Consider the following 20,892-nt stretch of genomic DNA (forward strand, 5'->3'; position numbering starts at 1 on the left):
AAAGTTTGGTATATTACAAAGAAAAAGGGTAATAATAACAATAATAATGGAGGGTTAATAAAATGAAATTATTATTACAATCTAGCAATGATTTTTTGATTACAACTGTTAAATCAATTTTAAAAGATAATATGATTAACTACGTCGATAGCGAGGGTAACCTAGATGGTTATTTAAACATAATGGGAGCAGGAGTTATAAAAAACGAAAGTATCTTTGTAAATGAAATTGATTTTGAAAAAGCCTATTCACTAGTACAAGAGTTTTTAGAGTATAAACCAGATGTGGAAAGTATATTTTCTGATGAAGATGGATTGGAAGAGTATTAATTTATAAATGAAAATAAGAAAATGATAAGAAAAATCATAATTTAATTATTGCTATTCACAAATTCATCTTTATAGTATATGATTAATATGAAACGAATACAAAAAAATAAAAAAATCGTTTTCAACAAAGGAGGATTATATGAAAAATAAATTTTCAAAATTTTTAGCCCTTACATTAGGAGCAACAATGCTTTTTACAGCATGTGGTAAAAAGACAGGCGGCGCAGGGCAAGATTCTACGGCACAGGTGCAATCGGAAGGTGTTAAAGCTGAAATAACTGTACAGGTGGAAAAGGATTGGATGGACTACTATCAAAAAGCTGTTGATAAAGTTCTTGAAAAAAATCCTGATTCAAAAATCAACCTAAAAGAAATCGGTTCATTTGACCACTTAGACATATTAAAGAGTACAGATGCTACAAACCCTGACTTTGCAGATGTGTTTGCACTACCACTAGACAGATTTACTGACCTTGTAAGTCAAGATGTACTAGGAGCTGTAAATGCACCAGCAATGGCAAAGGAAATTGGTGGATATGATAACTTTGACGATAGTCTTGGTGGATTCTTTAAAGATGGAGAAGACTATTTAGGATTTCCTTTAAACATCGAAACACTTGTAACATATGTTAATAAGGAAAACGCAGAAAAAGCAGGTATCGATTATGAAAATGCTATCGAATTAAACGATATAAAAGATCCTGCAAATGTTCTACTACCATTCTTTGACGCTTGGTTTGGTGTTGCATCTACAAACTCAGCTGGAATTTCTCTATTAAAAGAAGAAGACGGCAAGTTTGAATCAGACATGACTAAAGAATTTAAAGACCTTAGCGAAGATCAACAAAAATTATTTGAATCACTATTCGAATACTGGAAGAAACACAACGAAGCTAACTCACCTCTATTCTCAGGAGAAGATGAAGGTTGGGCATATATCGGTGACGAATTCACAACAGGTGGTTCAGGCGTTATTAGACTTGGTGGACCATGGGAATTAAATGATAATGTTGAAAAGGCTGGAGACAATCTTGAAATTTATCCAATTGACCATATAACAATAAATGGAAAACCACTTTCACACTGGCAAGGTGGATGGGCAATGGCAATAAATGCAAGAATTGAAGAAGATGCAGACAAGAAGGCACTTGCTGAAAACTTCATAATGGAACTTGTTAATCCTGAAAATGCTGCAGAATTATTTAAAGCTACAGGAAAGATACTTCCAAATGTGTCTGCAGAAGACTATGAAAAGACAGACCTTCCTGAACTAGACAAAAAGGTTATTAAAAATGTTATAGACTCATATGCTATATCAGAACCAAGACCAATCTTCAAAGAGTATGGAAATGTTTGGGACACTTGGAAAAATGCAATTCTTTCATGGAACAATGTTAAACCTGCAAACGCTGAAGAAGCTTACAAGGAACTTAACGCATCATTCAAATCTATGATGGAAAATATAGGTAACTAATATGACAAAATTAGCCGGGGATTTTCCCCGGTTAATATTTAGGAGTGAAATTTGAAAAGTGAAAAACATATTACAAAAATACTAATAACAGCCATATCAATAATAATACTCTCCTCATTTGAAGCATTTATTAAGGGAAAGTCAATTGCACTTTTTAATTTATTTCAGACCAAAACAGGTGGAGACATAGGAGATTATCTAAACTTTATTATGCTCAATTATTTTTTAGATATAATTGAACCATTAATCATATCTTTGTTTTTAGTATTTGCCATGAAAAAGCTTCGAGTAAATAGACTTATGAAGTTTGTACTTGGAGGAATGGTGGTGGCGAAGCTTATACTTAAAATCACCAAGTTGGAATTTAACTCCATATTTTTCTACTTGGAAATTTTATTATATCTATTGTTTTTTTACTTTATCGTAACAATACCAATCTATAGTGAGGATAAAAATGAACTATAAATTAGAAATTAGGGATAGTTTTGGGAATGTCCATGAGAGAAAAAATCAATATATTTTAGACTCTATAAAAAGTGGAGATGGACATGTGGACAAAAAATCACATCCCTATACAAAAAAACTAAATGAGTTTAAAAGGTCGGAAAAAACTTTTCTCAATTCCTTAAAGAGTGTTGATGCCCATATTAAAGATGGTGACAGCAATATCATTAAAGAATTGAAGAAAAGACTTTACAAAGCTTCTTTAAAAAAAGATTTTTATAGCAAATATCTTGACCTAACTTATTCTGCAGTTCTTAGATATGAAATTGCAGAGGCAGAACTAGATCAAATTCCTGCAATAATAAATCATTATGACGAACTAAATGAAAAACTTATTGAAAGTGAAGAAAGACTTAAAAACTTAGATCCTAACGAATTAAAAAAAGTAGAACAAGAAATTGAAGAAAAGAGAAAAGAACAAATAAAGAAATTTCATCAAAAGACAGATGAGATAAATAGAAAGTATAAAGAAGGACTTATTTCTAAAAAAGCGCAAAAAACTGAAGGTAAAATTGCCATAAGAGAGCATAAGGAAAAGCTAAATGAAATTGAGCTTTTAAATGAGAGTAAGTCTTTAAAAGAAACAATTGAAAATTTAAAACATAGAAAAAAAATAGACATAAAGTCTATGGACAATGTACTTGAGTCCTACATTTCAAATATTAGAAGAAAGACTCCAGTGGAAACTGAACAAAAGAAACCATTTTTAAGCTATGTAACAGCTGTTTTACCAGGACTTGGTCAACTGCTAAATGGACAAAAGATGAAGGCATTTTTGTTTTTCCTAGGAAGTTTATTTATATATTTAATTGCAATACCATATGCCCTTGGCTTTGGTAACTATCAAGGAGATGGAATTGCAGGCTTAATCACCTTAGCTGAAGGTGGAAGAAGGCTGGACAGATCAATTATGTTTATGATTGAAGGAATTATTGCCATAATTTTAATGGTTTTAGCCATAGGCATATTTGTAATGTCCTTTAAAGATGTATACAAAGTCGAAAAAGATAAGATAAAGGGAATAAGACCAAGAAACTGGTTTGAGACCAAAGAGATTATTGGAACAGATGGTTTTCCATACTTGGTATCTTCACCGGGATACATCCTTACAATTTTCATAGTTCTTATTCCAATTATTACAGCAATACTAATTTCATTTACAAATCTAGATCCAAATCATCAATCAAAATTCACTTGGATTGGAATTGAAAACTATAAGATTTTATTCCTAGGTAGGGGAGTAGCTGGAAAGGCCTTCTGGTTAATCCTATTCTGGACACTGGTTTGGACTCTTGGAGCAACAACTCTTGCAATAGCACTTGGATTTATTTTGGCGCTTCTTGCAAATCAAGAGAGAATTAAAGGAAAGCCTATTTTTAGAACAATTTATCTACTACCATGGGCTGTGCCTGCATTTATTACAATAATGTTCTTCTCTTTAATGGTTGGAAGGCAGGGGCCAATTACAGAGCTATTTAAAAATGTATTTAATATTACGCTGGATGTAAAATCAAATCCAACACTTACAAGAATTTCCCTAATATTGTTACAGGGATGGCTTGGTTCATCATATATATTCCTATTATCCACAGGGGTATTACAGGGAATTCCAAAGGATTTATACGAAAGTGCAGATATTGACGGAGCCACAGGTCTTCAAAAGACTTGGAGAATTACAATACCACTTGTACTATTCCAAACAGCTCCACTACTAATTAGTCAATACACCTTCAACTTTAACAACTTTTCCATTATCTATCTCTTTAATGGAGGAGGGCCATTCAATCCAAGTAAGTATGGAAACCTTGCAGGGTCTTCGGACATTTTAATTTCATATATTTACAAGCTTACTATGGAATCAAATTATCAGGCCCTTGGTGCTGCCATAAGTATATTGATTTCATTGGTGTTAATGTTCTTTGCCTACATTGGATTTAAGAACACCAAAGCATTTAAGGAGAGTTAAGTTATGAAGAAAAATAAAGAAAAAAAACTACATCTTTCTGATAGTCAACCGCTGGACACCATTGGAGTTATATGTTTAGTACTCTCTTATATTATTTTAATAACTTGGGCGATACTAATTATATGGCCACTTGCCATAATGGTTATATCCAGTTTTAATGGCGGACAGAGCAGATATATTTCCCTTTCAGGAAATTTCCAGTTTTCATTTAGACATTTTCAATATCTATTCAAGGAAACATATTTTTTGAAATGGGTTAAAAATACAATTGTAATAGCTGTATCAACCTCAATCTTAACCTTGATTATAGTTTCATTTACAGGCTATGCCTATTCTAGATATAGATTCAAAGGTAAAAGAGGAAGTTTAATGGCAATTATGTTGATTCAAACTATACCTGCATTTGCGGGAATAACAGCCTACTATGCAATCCATTCAATTGTAAGTGGAATTATTCCAGTATTTTCAAGAACTGTGATGCTTATTTTAATCTACTCCGGTGGAGGAATTGCATCAAACACCTTTATACTAAAGGGTTACATCGATTCGATTTCAAAGGAACTGGATGAAGCTGCAAAGATTGACGGATGTTCAAACTTTAAATTGTATAGACTTATAATCATGCCAATTGCAAGGCCTATGCTTGCCATTATAGCACTATGGTCATTTATTGGTCCATTTATGGACTATATGTTACCAAAAATACTTTTGACAAATCCATCAGAGTACACTTTGGCAACGGGACTATACACATTGATAAGTGACGTTAGAACAATGAACGCACCTGCCTTTGCTGCAGGAGGGCTATTAACAGCTATACCTATAATTATTTTATTTATCAGCCTACAAAATCAACTTGTATCTGGATTGAGTAGTGGTTCAGTTAAAGGCTAGGAGGAAATATGAGAGTATTATTAAAAAATATTGGTAAAAAATATGAAGGTAGAGATAAATTTACCATTAGAAATATAAGCTTAGAGATTAAAGATAAAGAATTTTGTGTAATTCTTGGACCATCAGGATGTGGTAAGTCAACTCTTTTAAGAATGATTGCAGGGCTTACTTCAATTACAGAAGGGGAACTTTACTTTGGAGACAAACTTATGAATAGAGTGCTTCCAAAGGACAGAGATATTGCAATGGTGTTTCAATCCTATGCACTTTATCCTCACTTAACAGTTTATGACAACATGGCCTTTTCCCTTAAGATGAAAAAGGAAAGAAAAGAAGTTATTCATGAAAGGGTTATGGAAGCTGCAAAGATTCTTCAAATTGAAGATTATCTTTACTCAAGACCGTCAGATATCTCCGGGGGACAAAGACAAAGGGTTGCCCTTGGTAGAGCCATGGTTAGAAAACCAAATGTATTCTTGATGGACGAGCCCCTTTCAAACCTTGATGCAAAATTAAGAGAGCACATGAGAGTTGAACTTGTTAGACTACATCAAAGACTTGAAACTACTTCAATATATGTAACCCACGACCAAACTGAAGCCATGACTATGGCGGATAAAATAATCCTTTTGGATAAAGGTAAAATTCAACAATTTGGTACACCAAAAGAATTTTATGACAAGCCCCAAAATCTATTTGTAGCAGGATTTATCGGATCACCTACCATGAATATAATCAAGGGTAAGATGGATGGTGAAAAGTTTGTTTCTGAATATAAGAATGTTGTGGTTACTCCAAGTGAAGAAGACCTTAAATATCTAAAGGAATATGACGGAAAAGATGTTTATATGGGAATAAGATCTGAAAGGTTTTTAGCGAAGAAGTCTGAAGAGAATTCCTTTGAAGCAAAGGTGGAAGTAATAGAGATGCTTGGAAAGGAAAAGTTACTTCATATAAGAACAAAGGGAGACCACGAAATGGTTGTGTCTCAACCTGGTCACTTCCAATACGAAGTTGGAGAGTATCACAACTTTACCTTCGACTTAGATGCACTTCACTTCTTTGATTATGAAACGGAAGAAAGAATTAATTAATAGCAGGAAGGTGTTATGCTAGACGAAAAATATAATTTTAAAAAAATTAGCGAAAATAGAACTTCAGGTGTTCTTCTTCATATAACTTCACTACCAAATGAATTTGGTGTTGGAAGCCTTGGAGAAGAATCTAGAGAATTTATTAGAAAGCTAAATCAGGCGGGACAAACTTGGTGGCAAATACTACCAATAGGCCCGACTGGTTACGGTGACTCACCATATCAATCTTTTTCAAGTTATGCAGGTAATCTCTATTTAATAAATTTAGATTATTTAAAAGAATGTTCTCTACTGACACGTGAAGAGATAGAATATGTGAAGTCTCTATATGATAATGAAAGAGTTGACTTTGGAAAGTTATATCATGAAAGATATGAAACTTTACAAAAGGCCTATGAGAGATTTGATACTTCATCACTAACATTTGAATCCTTCTGTAGAGAAAATAGCTTTTGGTTAAATGACTATGCACTATTTATGACCTTGAAAGATATAAATGAAGGAAGGCCTTGGCAAGAGTGGGAAGACAAATATAAATTTAGGCATGAAGAGGCATTAGAAGAGTTTGAGAATAATAACTTTTCAAAGGTGAACTTCTATAGATTTTTACAATTTCAATTCTTCAGTCAATGGGACGGGCTAAAGCAATACGCCCATGAACATGGAATAAAAATAGTTGGTGACTTGCCCATATATGTTGCAGAAGACAGCTGTGACTGTTGGGCAAACCCAGAACTTTTTTCACTGGATGAAAATTTAAAACCAGTTTGGGTTGGGGGATGTCCTCCAGATGGTTTTTCAGATGACGGACAGCTTTGGGGCAATCCTTGTTACGACTGGGACTACCACGAAGAAACTGAATACAATTGGTGGGTAAATAGATTCAAGTGGTTATTTGGTCTATTTGACTGCATTAGAATTGACCACTTCAGAGGTTTCGAATCCTATTGGAGAATACCTGCGGGAGACGACACTGCAAGAAATGGTTCATGGATACAGGGCCCGGGCATGAAGTTATTTTCAAAACTAAAAGATGAACTTGGAGAACTTCCTATAATTGCAGAAGACTTAGGCTATATGACCAAAGAGGTCTATCAATTTAGAAAAGACACGGGCTTTCCTGGCATGAAAATATTATTATTTGCCTTTAGTCCCGACGCATCATCAGACTATCTTCCACATAACATAGAAAGAGACTTTGTTGTGTACCCGTCCACCCACGACTCAGATACAATAATGGGATGGATTAAAGATCATGACCAAGCTGAAGTTACGTTTGCAAGGAGATATTTAAACCTAACTGATGAAGAAGGTTTGAATTGGGGAATGATTAGAGGTGCAATGACCTGTGTTGCAGACATGGCAATTTTTCAAATGCAAGACATTTTAGGCTTCGACAATGGAACTAGAATGAACTATCCAGGAACTGCATCGGGAAACTGGACTTGGAGAATGAAACATGGAGAGTTTTCTGATGAACTAATAGAAAAATTAAGATTTTATACCCACATGAGTGGAAGAATTAAAAAATAATAAAAAACTGTTGGATGACTTTTATCATTCAACAGTTTTCTTTTTATAGGTTTAAAGATTTAAATGTCCAATTCTTTAAGCTGTGATATACTGGATCAGATTCTAAAAATTCTGCAACAATAAGTGATATTGATGAAACTATTACCAGTGGAAGTAGCGACATGGCACCTCCAGTCATTTCAAATACCAAAATCACCGCAAGTATTGGCGCCCTTACTACAGATGCAAGAATTCCTGTCATACCTAAAACTATAAGGGCAGGGGCAAGGTTTATAAAAGACGGTCCCAATATCTTTGAGAATACACTTCCAGTTAATGCCCCTAGAACAAGGATAGGTAAAAATATTCCACCCTGTGCACCTGTTCCATAGCAAAAGCAAGTAAATATTAGTTTTACAGCAAGCATTGCTAGTAAAATTCCCAATGAATGGTCTGACTCTAATAAACTTTCTATTACATTATGTCCTCCACCTAGAAGCCCAGGCATAAAGATAAATAAAATAAATGCAAATACAGATGCAAACATGGGCTTATATCTCTTTTTTATTTTGATTTTACTAAACATCTTTAGATTAAACATTAAATTAGAATTAAAGATAACTCCAACAAATCCAGTTAATACACCTAAAATCATAAATAGGATTATTGCCTTTCCATCAAACATAATATCTGAAACTTGAGAAAAGGAGTTTTTATATCCAAAGAACTGTTTACTAATGAAATCTGCAACTACACATGCAATCAACATAATAACTAAAAGCCTTTGTGTAATCTTTTTGTACATCTCTTCAATTGCGAACAACACTCCCGATAGTGGAGCGTTAAATGCAGCGGCTATACCTGCTCCAGCGCCTGCAGCAACAAATATTTTTGTTTCAGTATCTCTTTTTGTTTTGTCTGACACCAGTTTTCCACATGAACCACCTATTTGAATACATGGTCCTTCCATACCAAGGGAATAACCAATAAAGGCTCCAAGGGATCCACCAATGAACTTTGCAAAGATTACCTTGAGTGGGTTCATACTCACCTTCGATTCAATTTCCAATTGAATTTGAGGTATGCCTGAACCTGAAGATAGTGGCTCAAATTCAAGTAGCAGTCCGATTATGTATCCAAGGACTAGTGCAACAATTAAAAAAATAAAATAAAATTTAAAATCTTTTTCGGCAAACAGATTTCCTCGAAGCTTTCCAAGTAAAGTTAGGGAGTATCTATAGGCGGAGCTAAAGACTCCCGCTAAGACACCTATAATAAGTCCATAAAAACCTGTTACCAATGCTTTCTTTTTCATATAATCACCTAGTATAATTTTACCATATTTTTAAAATATACAAGACGTAATAAAATAATGGGGTAAAATATAAAGAGATAAAGGATGGAGGAATTATGGATTACTTAGAAAAATTAAAAAATAGAGAAGAATTATTTTGGAAAAATCCGAAACTTGGCAATAAAAGTAAAGATGATTTTAGTTTAAGTTTTGACGGTGTTATTGAAGCGGAGATGCTTTTAAAAAAAATTGCACCTTTCATTATGAAAAAATTTCCAGAAACAGTTGAAAGAAATGGAATAATTGAATCAGAATTAACTGAAATACCTAATATGAAAAAACTTTTAAATGAAAAGTATAAAAGTGATGTGCCTGGAAAAATATTTTTAAAACAGGATAATGAACTTGCCGTTGCTGGATCTGTAAAAGCAAGGGGTGGAATATATGAAATTTTAAAATATGCCAAGGAGCTTTTAGTTGATAATGGAATAATAAATGAGGACGATGATTACTCTGTAATAGCGTCACGAGAAGTAAATAACTTTTTATCAAAATACACAATCCAAGTTGGCTCCACTGGAAATCTAGGACTTAGCATTGGAATAATATCAAGAACTTTAGGTTTCAAAGTTGTGGTCCATATGTCCAGGGACGCTGCCCAGTGGAAAAAAGATTTACTTAGAAGCTATGGAGCAGAAGTCATAGAATATGAAGGTGACTATGGAAAGGCGGTTGAAAGGGGAAGAAGGCTTTCAGAACGAAATCCATATTCATACTTTGTGGATGACGAAAACTCAAAAAATTTATTTTATGGCTATGCAGTGGCTGCCATTAGACTTGAAAAGCAATTGGAAGAATTAAATGTACAAGTGAATGAAGAAAATCCATTATTCGTATATATTCCATGTGGAGTTGGAGGAGCACCTGGAGGAATTGCCTATGGACTAAAGGAGATGTTTGGAGAAAATGTTCATGTATTTTTTGTTGAGCCAACCAACTCTCCATGTATGTTACTGGGAATGGCCAGTGGTAAGCATAGAGACATTTCAGTTTTCGACATAGGCTTAAGTGGACTTACAAAGGCAGATGGACTTGCAGTTGCTAGACCTTCAGGCTTCGTAGGCAAGGTAATGGACGAAATACTTTCGGGAGTTTTTACCATTGATGATGAATTTCTCTTTGAATACATGAATGACTTATACTCCAGCGAAAATATTTTTATAGAACCTTCTGCTGCTTCTTCTTTCCAGGGAGTCGGAAGGCTTTTCAATGATAGGGAGTTTCAAAGTTATATAACTGGAAATATAAAAGCAAAACAGGAGAATATAAACCATGTTCTATGGTCAACTGGTGGGTCCCTTGTGCCAATGAGCGTAAGAGAAAAGCTCTTAAAAAAATAGAAAAAATCTCTTGTATTAAATCGAAAAATAAAAAAGTGAAAATTTTAAAAAAATACTTTACAACTACAATACAATGAAGTATAATAGAATTATCATCTTAAGATTTCTTCTATTCATATTTCTCTTTGAATAAGAGGCAAGTAAAGTCAGGGCAACCTGACTTTTTTGTCGTTTATATATTTTACATATAAGGATGTGGTAAAATAGTTTTAAGGAGTTGAAAATGAAAAGATTTTTTAAATTTATAATACCGTCCATAATATCCATGTGGGTCTTTGCACTTTATACCATGGTAGACGGTTATTTTGTATCGAATTATGTGGGGGAAATAGAATTCTCCGCCGTTAACATATCGATGCCAATTATTACTCTGTTCTTTGCAATAGGAATACTTTTAAGTATTGGAACGCAGGCCAGGGTTGGAATGTGCCTTGGACGAGGTGAGAAGCAAAGGGCAAATACTATTTTTACCACATCGGTTTTAAGCTTATTAATTATTGGAATTATTGTTTCACTGATTTTATTTCTTTCATTGGAAAAAGTTGTTAATATACTTGGAGTTACCGATACAACTGTTTCATTTGTAAAAGAGTATTTGAGTACGGTAATACCATTTGGTGCCTTCTTTATGCTTAGCTATCAACTTGAAGTTATGGTAAAGGTAGACGGATCACCACATATAGCCGCATTTTCTGTGGCGCTGGCTGCAATTTCAAATATGAGCTTGGATTATTTATTTATAGTTGTATTTCATATGGGGATATTTGGCGCGGCACTGGCAACGGGAATTGCACAGACAGTTAGCACCGCCGCTTTTTTTATTCACTTTTTAAAGAAGACAGGAAGATTAAAATTTACAAGGAAGTTAGATTTTTCTGTTTTAAAAACAACTATACCACTTGGAGTAGGGGATGCTATTTCAGAAATAGCACTGGGCTTTACAGTGTTTTTGTTTAACACCAACCTATTGAAGGTGTTTGGAGAAGACGCCCTTGTGGCCTACACTGTTATTTCATATATATCGGTGTTTGCCTCCGTTACAATGACTGGAGTTGCACAAGGACTTGCGCCACTTTTTTCCTTTAACTATGGACACAAGGACTATAAAAAAATAAAGTTCTATGTGCTAAATGGAGTTATAAGTATAATTGCAATTGCCGCTTTCTTTATAATAATTTTAAACTTCTATGCAGAGCCAATTGTAAATTTATTCTTAGACGAAGGATCATCATTAATGGATAAGACCTTAGAAGCATTGGGAAGATATTCATGCGCATATCCTTTTATTGGACTAAATGGATTAATGGTTACATTTTTTGCAAGTCTTGGCAAGGGAAGAATGGCCACTGTGTTATCAGCACTTCGTACACCAATTGTAATTAGTGTAACGATGTATTTAACGAGACATTTTTTACCAGATTATATGATTTGGTATGTGCTTGCCTTTGCAGAAGCCATAGTATTTCCTATAGGACTTTATTTCTTAATGAAATATATTGTAAGACCACTTAGATATAGAAAAGTAGAATAAAAATAAGGAGCCAATGTTTACAGGCTCCTTTTTAATTATTTTATCTTTACTTTTTGGAAAACTTTCTTTCCTTTTTGAATTATTATTTCGCCGTCTTTAAAGTCATCTAATGTAACTTCCTTTTTGAAATCTGCAACAGCTTCTCCATTTAACTTAACACCATTTTGTTGAACGAGTCTTCTAGCTTCTCCGTTTGACTTGGTTAACTCTAAATTTGTAAGAAGATTTAAGATACCAATACCTTCTTCAAAAACGGCACTTTCCATTTCAGTAGTTGGCATATTTTCATCAGATACATGACCTTCGAATAATGCTCTTGAAGTTTCAAGGGCCTTCTTGGCCTCTTCTTCACCATGAACTAGCTTAGTGATTTCATATGCAAGAATTTCCTTTGCTTCATTTATCTTTGATCCTTCTAAAGAACCAAGTCTCTTACACTCATCAGTTGGTAGGAAGGTTAGCATTAATAAGAATTTTTCCACATCAAGGTCATCAACATTTCTCATGTATTGGAATAGTTCGTATGGACTTGTCTTCTTTTCATCTAACCAAACTGCACCTTTTTGTGACTTACCCATCTTAACACCTTGAGCAGTGGTAAGTAGTTTAAAGGTCATTGCATATACCTTGTCTTGCTCAAGCTTTCTTACAAGGTCATAACCACCAAGTATATTTGACCATTGGTCTGATCCACCCATTTGAAGTTTAACGCCATGGTCTCTGTATAGTTTCAAGAAGTCATAGGACTGCATAAGCATGTATGAGAATTCGAAGAATGTAAGACCATCTTTCATTCTATTTTTATATGCATCTAGTGTAAGCATTTGGTTTACATTGAAGTGAACGCCAATTTCTCTCATAAAGTCAAGGAAATTTAAGTCCAATAGCCAGTCGGCGTTGTTTGCAATAATTGCCTTTCCATCTTCAAAGTCAATGAATCTTTGGAATTGATTGTAGAAGCACTGTGCATTATGATTTATGGTTTCTTTTGTCATAATAGTTCTCATGTCCGATCTTCCTGAAGGGTCACCGATTAAAGTAGTTCCTCCACCAAGTAGGGCAACAGGTATGTGGCCATGTCTTTGCATACGCATCATAACCATTATTTGTATAAAGTGACCAATGGTAAGTGAATCGGCAGTGGCATCAAATCCAATATAGAATTTAACAGGTTCTTTACCAAGAAGTTCTTTTAGTTCATCTTCATAAGTGGCTTGTTCAAAATAACCTCTCTCCACTAATTCATCAAAAACATTGTCGTGTTCTAATTTGTAATCTATCATTTTTACCTCCAAAATAAAAAATCTTCCAATTGAAAGGACGCTAAACCGTGGTACCACCTTTCTTCACTGGAAGTCTCGTTGCAATATAGGCTACTGCAGGCCTTGGACAAAGCAAGTTGTAATTCCCTTAAACTCCGTTACGAGTCAAGGTACTGGAAATACTATAAGTCCATATTTTGTTAATGATATTGTATCACATAAATAAAAAAACTCAAGCATGGATGCCACACTTGAGTTAATATTATTTTCTTTAAAGTTTTTCTATTTCAGAAACAAGTCTATCAAGATGCTCCTTTAATATCTTTGTAGGTAATGCCACATTAAATCTTTCATAGCCTTCACCTTCTGGACCAAAGTTCTTTCCAGGATTTGTAAAGATGCCTGCTTTTTCGTATAGGAATTTATGAAGAGTTTCTTCGTCCATACCAAGTGGTCTAAAGTCAACCCAGAACACATAGGTTCCTTCTGCCTTTGAGTATGGAAGATTTAATTTTGAAAATACCTCTTCACATAGTTTAAAGTTTTCATCAATAACTTGAAGTAGTTCCTTTAACCATGGAAGCCCTTCGGTATATGCATATTCACATGCTTTGTAGCCAAGTACATTGATTGAATTTAAATGCATCTTTATAAGTTCATCCCTTAAAGCTTCCCTAAGTTCCTCGTTGGCAATAATAATATTTGAATTTTTTAGTCCTGCAATATTAAAGCTCTTTGATGGAGCGGTGCAAGTGATGATTATATTTTGTAACTCCTTTGAAAGGCTTGCAAATATATGATGTTCATTTCCCGGTCTAATTAAGTCCATCCAAATTTCGTCGCAAATAATTTTAATATCATTTTCAAGGCAGATTTTTCCAACTCTTTCAAGTTCTTCCTTGCTCCAAACCCTTCCAACTGGATTATGTGGTGAACAGAATAATAGAGCCTTGTTATTTGGATCCTTTGCTACCTTTTCAAGGGTATCGAAGTCGATTTCATATCTTTCATTATGATTTAAAAGAGGTACATTTACTTCTTTAAAATTATTATTTTCAATTGCAGCAATCATTGGAGGGTAAATCGGTTTAAAAATTATTACTCCTTCTCCTTCTTTGCAAACTGCTTTTAGTCCTGCGATAAATCCATCAACCACTCCTGGACTTTGAACAATCCATTCCTTTTCAATATTGTAATCATGTTGTTCCTTAAACCAATTTTTTACAATTTCTAAGTAAGAGTCGTAGGCCATGGTATAACCTAAGATACCATCGTCTAAAAAGTTTTTAAGTCCTTCTACTATGCAAGGTGGTGTGTGAAACTCCATGTCTGCCACTGAAAGTGGGACTATGTCGTCACAGACTTTGTCATAGCATTTATACATTAACTCCCATTTTGCGGAGCCAGTGTTTTTTCTAGATATTTTTGATTCAAAATCGTAATTCATAATGCCTCCTTAAAGTTTTTCTATAATTTTATTCTATCACAAATAATTGAAGTTTGATTAACTTTTGTTTTATTTTAGAAAAACCTCAATAGATGATAAAATAGGATTAGTATATCAGAGATAAAGGAATTAGATATGATAGTAAAATTAAAACAAGAATTTGATAAGCAAAATGTAATGAATTTAATTTCTTGGTTTGAAAAAAAAGATTTGCAAATTGTAGAGACCAAGGGAGAAAATTCAATAGTGTTGTCTATTATTGGTGACACTAGAATGATTAATGAAACCTCAGTTAAGGCCTTTGACTGTGTTGACTCGGTTTATAGAATTCAAGAGCCATACAAAGAGGCAAATATAAAGTACCACAAGGACAAAGCCGTAGTAAAAGTAAAGGACATTGAAATTGGTGGAAAAGACTTTGTTGTAATGGCGGGGCCATGTTCCGTTGAGTCAAGGGAGCAGGTTTTAGAAGTTGCAAAAAAAGTTAAAGAGTCCGGTGCAAATATCTTAAGGGGTGGCGCTTTTAAACCACGAACTTCACCTTACTCATTCCAAGGTATGGGTCAAGAGGGCATAGAGTACCTTTTAGAAGCAAAGGAAGCTACGGGGCTACCAATAGTTTCTGAAATAATGGACATAGATGACCTTCCATATTTTGAAGACGTGGACATCCTTCAAGTTGGTGCAAGGAATATGCAAAACTTTTCTCTATTAAAAAAACTTGGTAGTGTAGACAAACCCATTCTTTTAAAGAGAGGACTTTCTGCAACCTATGAAGAGCTTTTAATGTCCGCAGAGTATTTAATGGCATGGGGAAACGAAAATATTATTCTTTGCGAAAGGGGAATAAGAACTTTTGAAACCGGGGTGAGAAATATTTTAGATATTACCGCTGTGCCATATTTAAGAACAAGAACGCAGCTTCCAATTATTATAGACCCTTCACATGCCAGTGGTGCATGGGAGCTGGTGGAGCCACTTTCCATGGCTGCAACTGCAGTTGGAAGTGATGGACTAATTGTGGAAGTTCACAACAATCCAGAAAAGGCGCTTTGCGATGGATCGCAGTCCCTAAAGCCAAAAAAATTTGATCATATGATGAAGAAAATTTCAATTATGAAAAAAGCATTAAAAGAGATAGAAGAGTTAGATGAATAAGATTATAGATATAGAAGTTTCTAAGAGCTACAAGGTCCACCTAGGACATGAAAATTATAAAGACATAGTACAATATGTCGATGGAGGAAAAAAAGTTTTTATTATTACAGATGAAAACTTGGAGAAACTTCATTTAAAAGAACTTACAACAATTTTAGATAAAGAAGACATTAACTATTTCAAATTTGTTTTAAAACCGGGAGAGGACTCTAAGAGTTTAGAAGTTGTAGAAAGAATAATGAACGCCATGGCAGCACAGAAGATGAGTCGCTCGGACATAGTAATTGCCTTTGGTGGGGGAGTTGTGGGAGACATTGCAGGCTTTTGTGCATCCATATACCAAAGGGGAGTGGAGTATATACAGATTCCAACAACACTACTTGCAGCCGTGGACTCTTCCGTTGGTGGAAAAACCGCAGTGAATTTAAAAAGTGGTAAGAATTTAGTTGGTTCATTTAAACAACCCCTTGCAGTTTTATGTAATCTAGATACTTTTAAAACACTTAGTAAAGAAGAGTTCAACAATGGTGTATACGAATGTATTAAATATGGAATTCTATTTGAAAGAGAATATTTTAATATATTTTTACAAGAGGACTTCGATGTAAATTCAAACAGGCTCCTGGAAGTTGTCGAAAGGGCAATAGAGTTTAAGGCCAAAGTGGTAATAGAAGATGAGTTTGACTTTGGAATGAGAAGGCTTTTAAACCTTGGACACACATTTGGCCATGGTATTGAACAGGCTTCAAATTATAAGATAAAACATGGTTTTGCAGTGGGCCTTGGAATGGAAATTGTCTCTAAGATAAGTCGAAGTCTAAATGAAATCACAGAAGAAGAACTTGAAGAAATTTTAGCTGTGATGAAAAAGTATAGAAATATAAAACTACCTACAATTTCATCGCAGGATATTCTTTCATATGTGCTTGTGGATAAAAAAATATATGATGGAGTTATCAATATGATTATTCCGAAATCCATTGGAGAATGTGAAATTAAAGAAGTTGAACTTGATAAATTAAAGGAGCTTTACTACCTTGGAACGAATAATAGTTAAACCAAATAGTTTAAGTGGAAAAATAAAGGCCATACCATCAAAGACCTATGGTCATAGAATGATAATACTTTCTGCCCTCTCTGGAAAAAAATCAAGGCTTATTATAGATGAGTATAACGATGACCTGTTTGCAACGTTAAACTGCATAAAAGAACTTGGCGCAGATTATAGTATAGACGGAGAGGTTTTAACAATTTTTCCAATAAAGAAAATAAATTCAAAACCATTATTAAACGCAGGGGAGTCGGGTTCAACACTTAGATTTATAATTCCAGTAGCAACGGCGCTATATGAAAACACTGTTATAGATGCAAAGGGTAGTTTAAAAAATAGACCTATAGAGCCATTACTAGATGGACTAGCAGGGACCGGGGTGAAATTTTCAAACACAACTCTTCCCATGGAGACCTTTGGAAAATTTATTGGTGGAGAAATAGAACTTCCAGGCCATGTGTCCTCACAATTCATTACGGGAATACTAATAGCCGCTTCAGTCTTAGAAAAAGATACAAGAATAATCTTAACCAGTGAACTACAGTCTAGGGCATATGTAGATGTAACCATTGACGTGCTTAAAAGATATGGTATAGACGTGGAAAAGTTCAGTGACGGATTTTTTGTAAAAGGTTCACAGTGTTTAAATCCACCGGAGGAAATTCGAGTTGAAGGTGACTGGTCAAATGCAGCCCCGTTTCTTGTGGCAGGAGCGCTTCATGGCGAAGTTGAAATTACTGGAATGAATAGTGAGTCCATTCAGGGGGACAGAGTAATATTAGATATTTTAAAGTCCTTTGGAGCGGATGTTTCAATTTCTGACACAATCAAAGTGAAATCTAAGGACAAGATCCCACTTAACATTGACATAAATGAATGCCCCGACCTACTTCCAGTGCTTTCCATACTTGCATGTGGAGCAAAGGGGAAGTCTATTTTCACAGGTTGCCATAGACTAAAGATAAAGGAGTCGGACAGACTTACAAATTCCATGGAAATTATAAATAATTTAGGTGGAGAAGCCCTCATAAAAGATGACAGTTTAATTGTAAATGGAAGAGGATACCTTTTTGGTGGAGTTGTTGAAGGCTACGGAGACCATAGAATGGTTATGGCAGCAACAATAGCGTCATTAATTTCTGAAAATGAAATTGAAATAGATGGATTTTCTGCAATAAATAAATCCTATCCGAGATTTTTTAAAGACTTTAAGTGCCTTGGAGGTGAAGTGGTTGAGTTCGATAATTGGAAATAAATTTAAAATATCCCTATTTGGCGAGTCCCATGGCAAATGTGTCGGCGTTGTAATTGATGGAATGCCACCAGGATTTGAAATAGACATGGAGAAGCTAAAAAGTTTTTTGGATAGAAGGCGCCCAGGTTCATCAAAACTTGCGACGGCAAGAAGTGAAAAAGATAAACCAATTTTTATGTCGGGGCTAAAGGAAAATATATCAACGGGATTTCCTCTATGTGTAATAGTGGAAAATGAAGATAAAAAATCTTCAGACTACGACAACTTAAAAGAACTTCCAAGGCCATCACACTGCGACTACACCGCACTTTTAAAATATGGAGGCTTTGCAGATTTAAATGGATCCGGGCATATGTCGGGAAGACTTACGGCGCCTATTTGCATTGCCGGTGGAATTGCAAAGCAGATGCTTGAAAGCATGGGGGTTTTTGTAGGAGCCCATCTATATGCAGTTGGAGATATTAAAGATGTTTCATATGACTTTGTGGACTTGGATATAGAGGATTTGAAAAAAACTGACAATTCAAATTTTCCTGCTATAGATGAAAAGCAAAGTCAAAAAATGAAAGAGCTTATTCAAACTGCGAAGGATGACAAGGACTCCATTGGGTCTATTATAGAAGTTGGAGTTATAGGAATTCCAAAGGCAGTTGGTAAACCGATTTTCAACACTGTAGAAGGAAGGCTTTCACAAATGGCATTTTCTATTCCAGGAGTTAAGGGAGTGGAGTTTGGTCTTGGATTTGACTGTGTAAAGTTAAAGGGGTCAGAACATAATGATGACTATATAGTTGTAGATGGAAAGATAAAAACTTCAACAAATAATAGCTCTGGAATAGTTTCTGGAATGACCAATGGAATGCCTATTGTGTATAGATGCGCTTTTAAACCTACGCCATCAATTGGAAAGGTTCAAACTTCAGTTAATCTAGAAACCATGAAAGAGGAAGAACTTTTAATCGAAGGAAGACATGATCCATGTATTGGAGTTAGGGCAGTGTCTGTAATGGAAGCTGCAACAAGTCTTGTATTAATAGATATGATTATGGAGGAAGGACTATGGCAAGAAATAAATTTGGACTTATAGGTAAAACTTTGAAACATAGTTTCTCACCGAAACTTCATAAGTACCTTGGAGACTATAGCTACGAACTATTTGAGTTGGAAGCGGAAGAACTGGAAAGTTTTTTTAAACGTGATGACTTAAAGGCAGTTAATATAACCATGCCTTACAAAGAAGAGGCCATGAAGTATTGCAATAAATTTTCTCCAGAAGCTCTAAGAATGGGCTGTATCAACACGGCTATTTGGGATGGAGAAGATATTATTGGATATAACACCGATTACTATGGCTGCATGGAGATGCTAAAAGAGATTGATTTGGAGATAAAGGGAAGCTCCGTTGCCATACTAGGTGACGGATCAACATCTAAAACAGTAAGAGTTGCCCTTGAAGACATGGGAGCAAAAGAAATTATAAATATCTCCAGAAGAGGAGAAATTAAATTTGAAGAAATTGATAGATATAACCTCGTGGAAGTAATTGTAAACGCCACTCCTGTGGGAATGTATCCTAACAATCTTGAGTCCCTATTAAATTTAAAGGACTTTCCAAAATTAAAAGCCGTTGCCGACGTTGTGTATAATCCCCTTCGAACAAAATTGATTTTAGATGCAAAAAGGCTTGGCATAAGAACTGCAACGGGACTTAAAATGTTAGTGTATCAAGGAATAAAGGCCAACGAACTATTCTTTAATAGAGAGTTTGAAGAAGAAGGGGCCGAAAAAATCTACAACAAAGTCTACAGAGACGTTTCCAATATAGTACTAATTGGAATGCCAGGCTCTGGCAAGACATCCTTAGGACGTTCCCTATCAAAAAAACTTTCAAGGGGCTTTATTGACCTTGACAGAGAGATTGAAAAAATAAATAACATGAGCATAGAGGACATCTTTAAAAACTATGGAGAAGAGGGTTTTAGAGAATATGAAAGTGCTGCATGCAATATATATGGCAAGGAGACTGGGATTATTATTGCCACCGGTGGGGGAGTTGTGGTCGACAAAGAGAACTTTAATCCACTTAAACAAAATGGGATAATAGTTCAAATAGATAGAAGACTAAATAAACTTGCCACCAAGGGAAGACCTCTATCAAAGGGAGGCTATGAAAGTTTAGTTAAACTACAAATGGAAAGAACGAAAAAATATCAGGACTTTGCAGATTTCAAAGTTGTAAATGTGTATCACCCTGACTGTGTGGAGGCTATAATAAATGAGTTTAATGAAATTACTGGTTGTTAATGGCCCTAATATTAATATGCTTGGAATAAGAGAGCCGGAAGTTTATGGTAATGGCACATATATTGACCTTTGCAATCTCGTAGACAACTACTGCAGAGAAAAAGATATTGAAGTGGAATTTTTTCAGTCGAACCACGAAGGGGACATTATAGATATAATTCAAAATGCCCATGACAACTTTGATGGAATAATAATTAATCCCGCCGCCTATACCCACACCTCCATTGCAATACTAGATGCATTAAAAGCTGTGGACATACCTACGGTTGAAGTTCATATTTCAGATGTGAGCAAGAGGGAGGACTATAGACAAGTTTCTTTTATAAGGGATTACTGTAAAAAATCAATTATGGGATTTGGATTTAAAGGATATTTAATGGCAGTTGATTATTTTGTTGAATTAGTAAAAAAATAAGG

The 20,892-nt window shown here is 34.8% G+C and carries 18 protein-coding genes; 15 read left to right on the top strand and 3 right to left on the bottom strand.

Features of this window, described 5'->3' with window-relative positions; genetic code table 11:
* The first annotated feature begins 62 nt into the window (after positions 1 to 62).
* The 7 genes from L6651_RS00495 to malQ all read left to right on the top strand — a co-directional run bounded on the left by L6651_RS00495 (position 63) and on the right by malQ (position 7,794).
* Positions 63 to 329 carry a putative signal transducing protein gene (locus L6651_RS00495; RefSeq protein WP_237036103.1) on the top strand — a complete coding sequence of 89 codons (267 nt, stop codon included), beginning with the start codon at positions 63 to 65 and terminating at the stop codon, positions 327 to 329.
* Between the two features lie 139 nt (positions 330 to 468).
* On the top strand, positions 469 to 1,803 hold the full coding sequence (locus tag L6651_RS00500) for a sugar ABC transporter substrate-binding protein (protein ID WP_237036104.1): 1,335 nt from the start codon (positions 469 to 471) through the stop codon (positions 1,801 to 1,803).
* Between the two features lie 51 nt (positions 1,804 to 1,854).
* Positions 1,855 to 2,268: a hypothetical protein gene (locus L6651_RS00505; RefSeq protein ID WP_237036105.1), complete on the top strand. Its 414-nt coding sequence runs from the start codon at positions 1,855 to 1,857 to the stop codon at positions 2,266 to 2,268.
* The gene (locus tag L6651_RS00510; protein WP_237036106.1) at positions 2,258 to 4,273 is read left to right on the top strand and encodes a carbohydrate ABC transporter permease; all 2,016 of its coding nucleotides are present in this window, start codon (positions 2,258 to 2,260) and stop codon (positions 4,271 to 4,273) included. The genes L6651_RS00505 and L6651_RS00510 overlap by 11 nt, the downstream gene beginning before the upstream one ends.
* Positions 4,274 to 4,276: 3 nt before the next feature.
* Positions 4,277 to 5,167 (top strand): sugar ABC transporter permease, encoded by an 891-nt coding sequence (locus L6651_RS00515; protein WP_237036107.1) that lies wholly within the window; start codon positions 4,277 to 4,279, stop codon positions 5,165 to 5,167.
* A gap of 8 nt (positions 5,168 to 5,175) precedes the next feature.
* Positions 5,176 to 6,261 carry an ABC transporter ATP-binding protein gene (locus L6651_RS00520; RefSeq protein ID WP_237036108.1) on the top strand — a complete coding sequence of 362 codons (1,086 nt, stop codon included), beginning with the start codon at positions 5,176 to 5,178 and terminating at the stop codon, positions 6,259 to 6,261.
* A 15-nt stretch (positions 6,262 to 6,276) separates the two neighbouring features.
* Complete coding sequence (gene malQ, locus L6651_RS00525; RefSeq protein WP_237036109.1) at positions 6,277 to 7,794, top strand: 4-alpha-glucanotransferase; 1,518 nt, start codon at positions 6,277 to 6,279, stop codon at positions 7,792 to 7,794.
* A 43-nt stretch (positions 7,795 to 7,837) separates the two neighbouring features.
* On the opposite strand, the gene L6651_RS00530 is transcribed toward malQ, so the two are convergent.
* The gene (locus L6651_RS00530; RefSeq protein WP_237036110.1) at positions 7,838 to 9,088 is read right to left on the bottom strand and encodes a ClC family H(+)/Cl(-) exchange transporter; all 1,251 of its coding nucleotides are present in this window, start codon (positions 9,086 to 9,088) and stop codon (positions 7,838 to 7,840) included.
* 95 nt (positions 9,089 to 9,183) lie between these two features.
* Here L6651_RS00530 and L6651_RS00535 point away from each other — a divergent pair, with 95 nt between their 5' ends.
* Together L6651_RS00535 and L6651_RS00540 are read left to right on the top strand one after the other, a co-directional pair.
* Positions 9,184 to 10,467: a D-serine ammonia-lyase gene (locus L6651_RS00535; RefSeq protein WP_237036111.1), complete on the top strand. Its 1,284-nt coding sequence runs from the start codon at positions 9,184 to 9,186 to the stop codon at positions 10,465 to 10,467.
* A gap of 223 nt (positions 10,468 to 10,690) precedes the next feature.
* A complete protein-coding gene (locus L6651_RS00540) occupies positions 10,691 to 11,998 on the top strand; it encodes an MATE family efflux transporter (RefSeq protein ID WP_237036112.1) in 1,308 nt (435 codons plus the stop codon).
* 35 nt (positions 11,999 to 12,033) lie between these two features.
* Here the strand turns inward: L6651_RS00540 and tyrS are convergent, their stop codons facing one another.
* Both tyrS and L6651_RS00550 read right to left on the bottom strand, forming a co-directional pair.
* On the bottom strand, positions 12,034 to 13,281 hold the full coding sequence (gene tyrS, locus L6651_RS00545; RefSeq protein ID WP_237036113.1) for a tyrosine--tRNA ligase: 1,248 nt from the start codon (positions 13,279 to 13,281) through the stop codon (positions 12,034 to 12,036).
* Positions 13,282 to 13,531: 250 nt separating this feature from the next.
* Positions 13,532 to 14,707, bottom strand: coding sequence for a MalY/PatB family protein (locus L6651_RS00550; protein ID WP_237036114.1), 1,176 nt, complete (start codon positions 14,705 to 14,707; stop codon positions 13,532 to 13,534).
* Between the two features lie 135 nt (positions 14,708 to 14,842).
* Between L6651_RS00550 and aroF the strand changes: the two genes are divergently transcribed.
* The 6 genes from aroF to aroQ are packed head-to-tail and all read left to right on the top strand — an operon-like array spanning position 14,843 to position 20,890.
* The gene (aroF, locus tag L6651_RS00555) at positions 14,843 to 15,865 is read left to right on the top strand and encodes a 3-deoxy-7-phosphoheptulonate synthase (protein ID WP_237036115.1); all 1,023 of its coding nucleotides are present in this window, start codon (positions 14,843 to 14,845) and stop codon (positions 15,863 to 15,865) included.
* Positions 15,858 to 16,922, top strand: coding sequence for a 3-dehydroquinate synthase (aroB, locus tag L6651_RS00560; RefSeq protein WP_237036116.1), 1,065 nt, complete (start codon positions 15,858 to 15,860; stop codon positions 16,920 to 16,922). The genes aroF and aroB overlap by 8 nt, the downstream gene beginning before the upstream one ends.
* Entirely contained in the window at positions 16,903 to 18,171 is a 1,269-nt protein-coding gene (gene aroA, locus L6651_RS00565; RefSeq protein ID WP_237036117.1) for a 3-phosphoshikimate 1-carboxyvinyltransferase, read from the top strand. Before aroB ends, aroA begins: the two co-directional genes overlap by 20 nt.
* Entirely contained in the window at positions 18,149 to 19,258 is a 1,110-nt protein-coding gene (gene aroC / locus L6651_RS00570) for a chorismate synthase (RefSeq protein ID WP_237036118.1), read from the top strand. Before aroA ends, aroC begins: the two co-directional genes overlap by 23 nt.
* The gene (locus L6651_RS00575; protein WP_237036119.1) at positions 19,231 to 20,475 is read left to right on the top strand and encodes a shikimate kinase; all 1,245 of its coding nucleotides are present in this window, start codon (positions 19,231 to 19,233) and stop codon (positions 20,473 to 20,475) included. The genes aroC and L6651_RS00575 overlap by 28 nt, the downstream gene beginning before the upstream one ends.
* Positions 20,447 to 20,890: a type II 3-dehydroquinate dehydratase gene (aroQ, locus tag L6651_RS00580; protein ID WP_331473679.1), complete on the top strand. Its 444-nt coding sequence runs from the start codon at positions 20,447 to 20,449 to the stop codon at positions 20,888 to 20,890. The genes L6651_RS00575 and aroQ overlap by 29 nt, the downstream gene beginning before the upstream one ends.
* Positions 20,891 to 20,892 lie beyond the last annotated feature (2 nt).

This window comes from Mediannikoviicoccus vaginalis (assembly GCF_928097925.1).
Taxonomy (GTDB): Bacteria; Bacillota; Clostridia; order Tissierellales; family Peptoniphilaceae; genus Mediannikoviicoccus; species Mediannikoviicoccus vaginalis.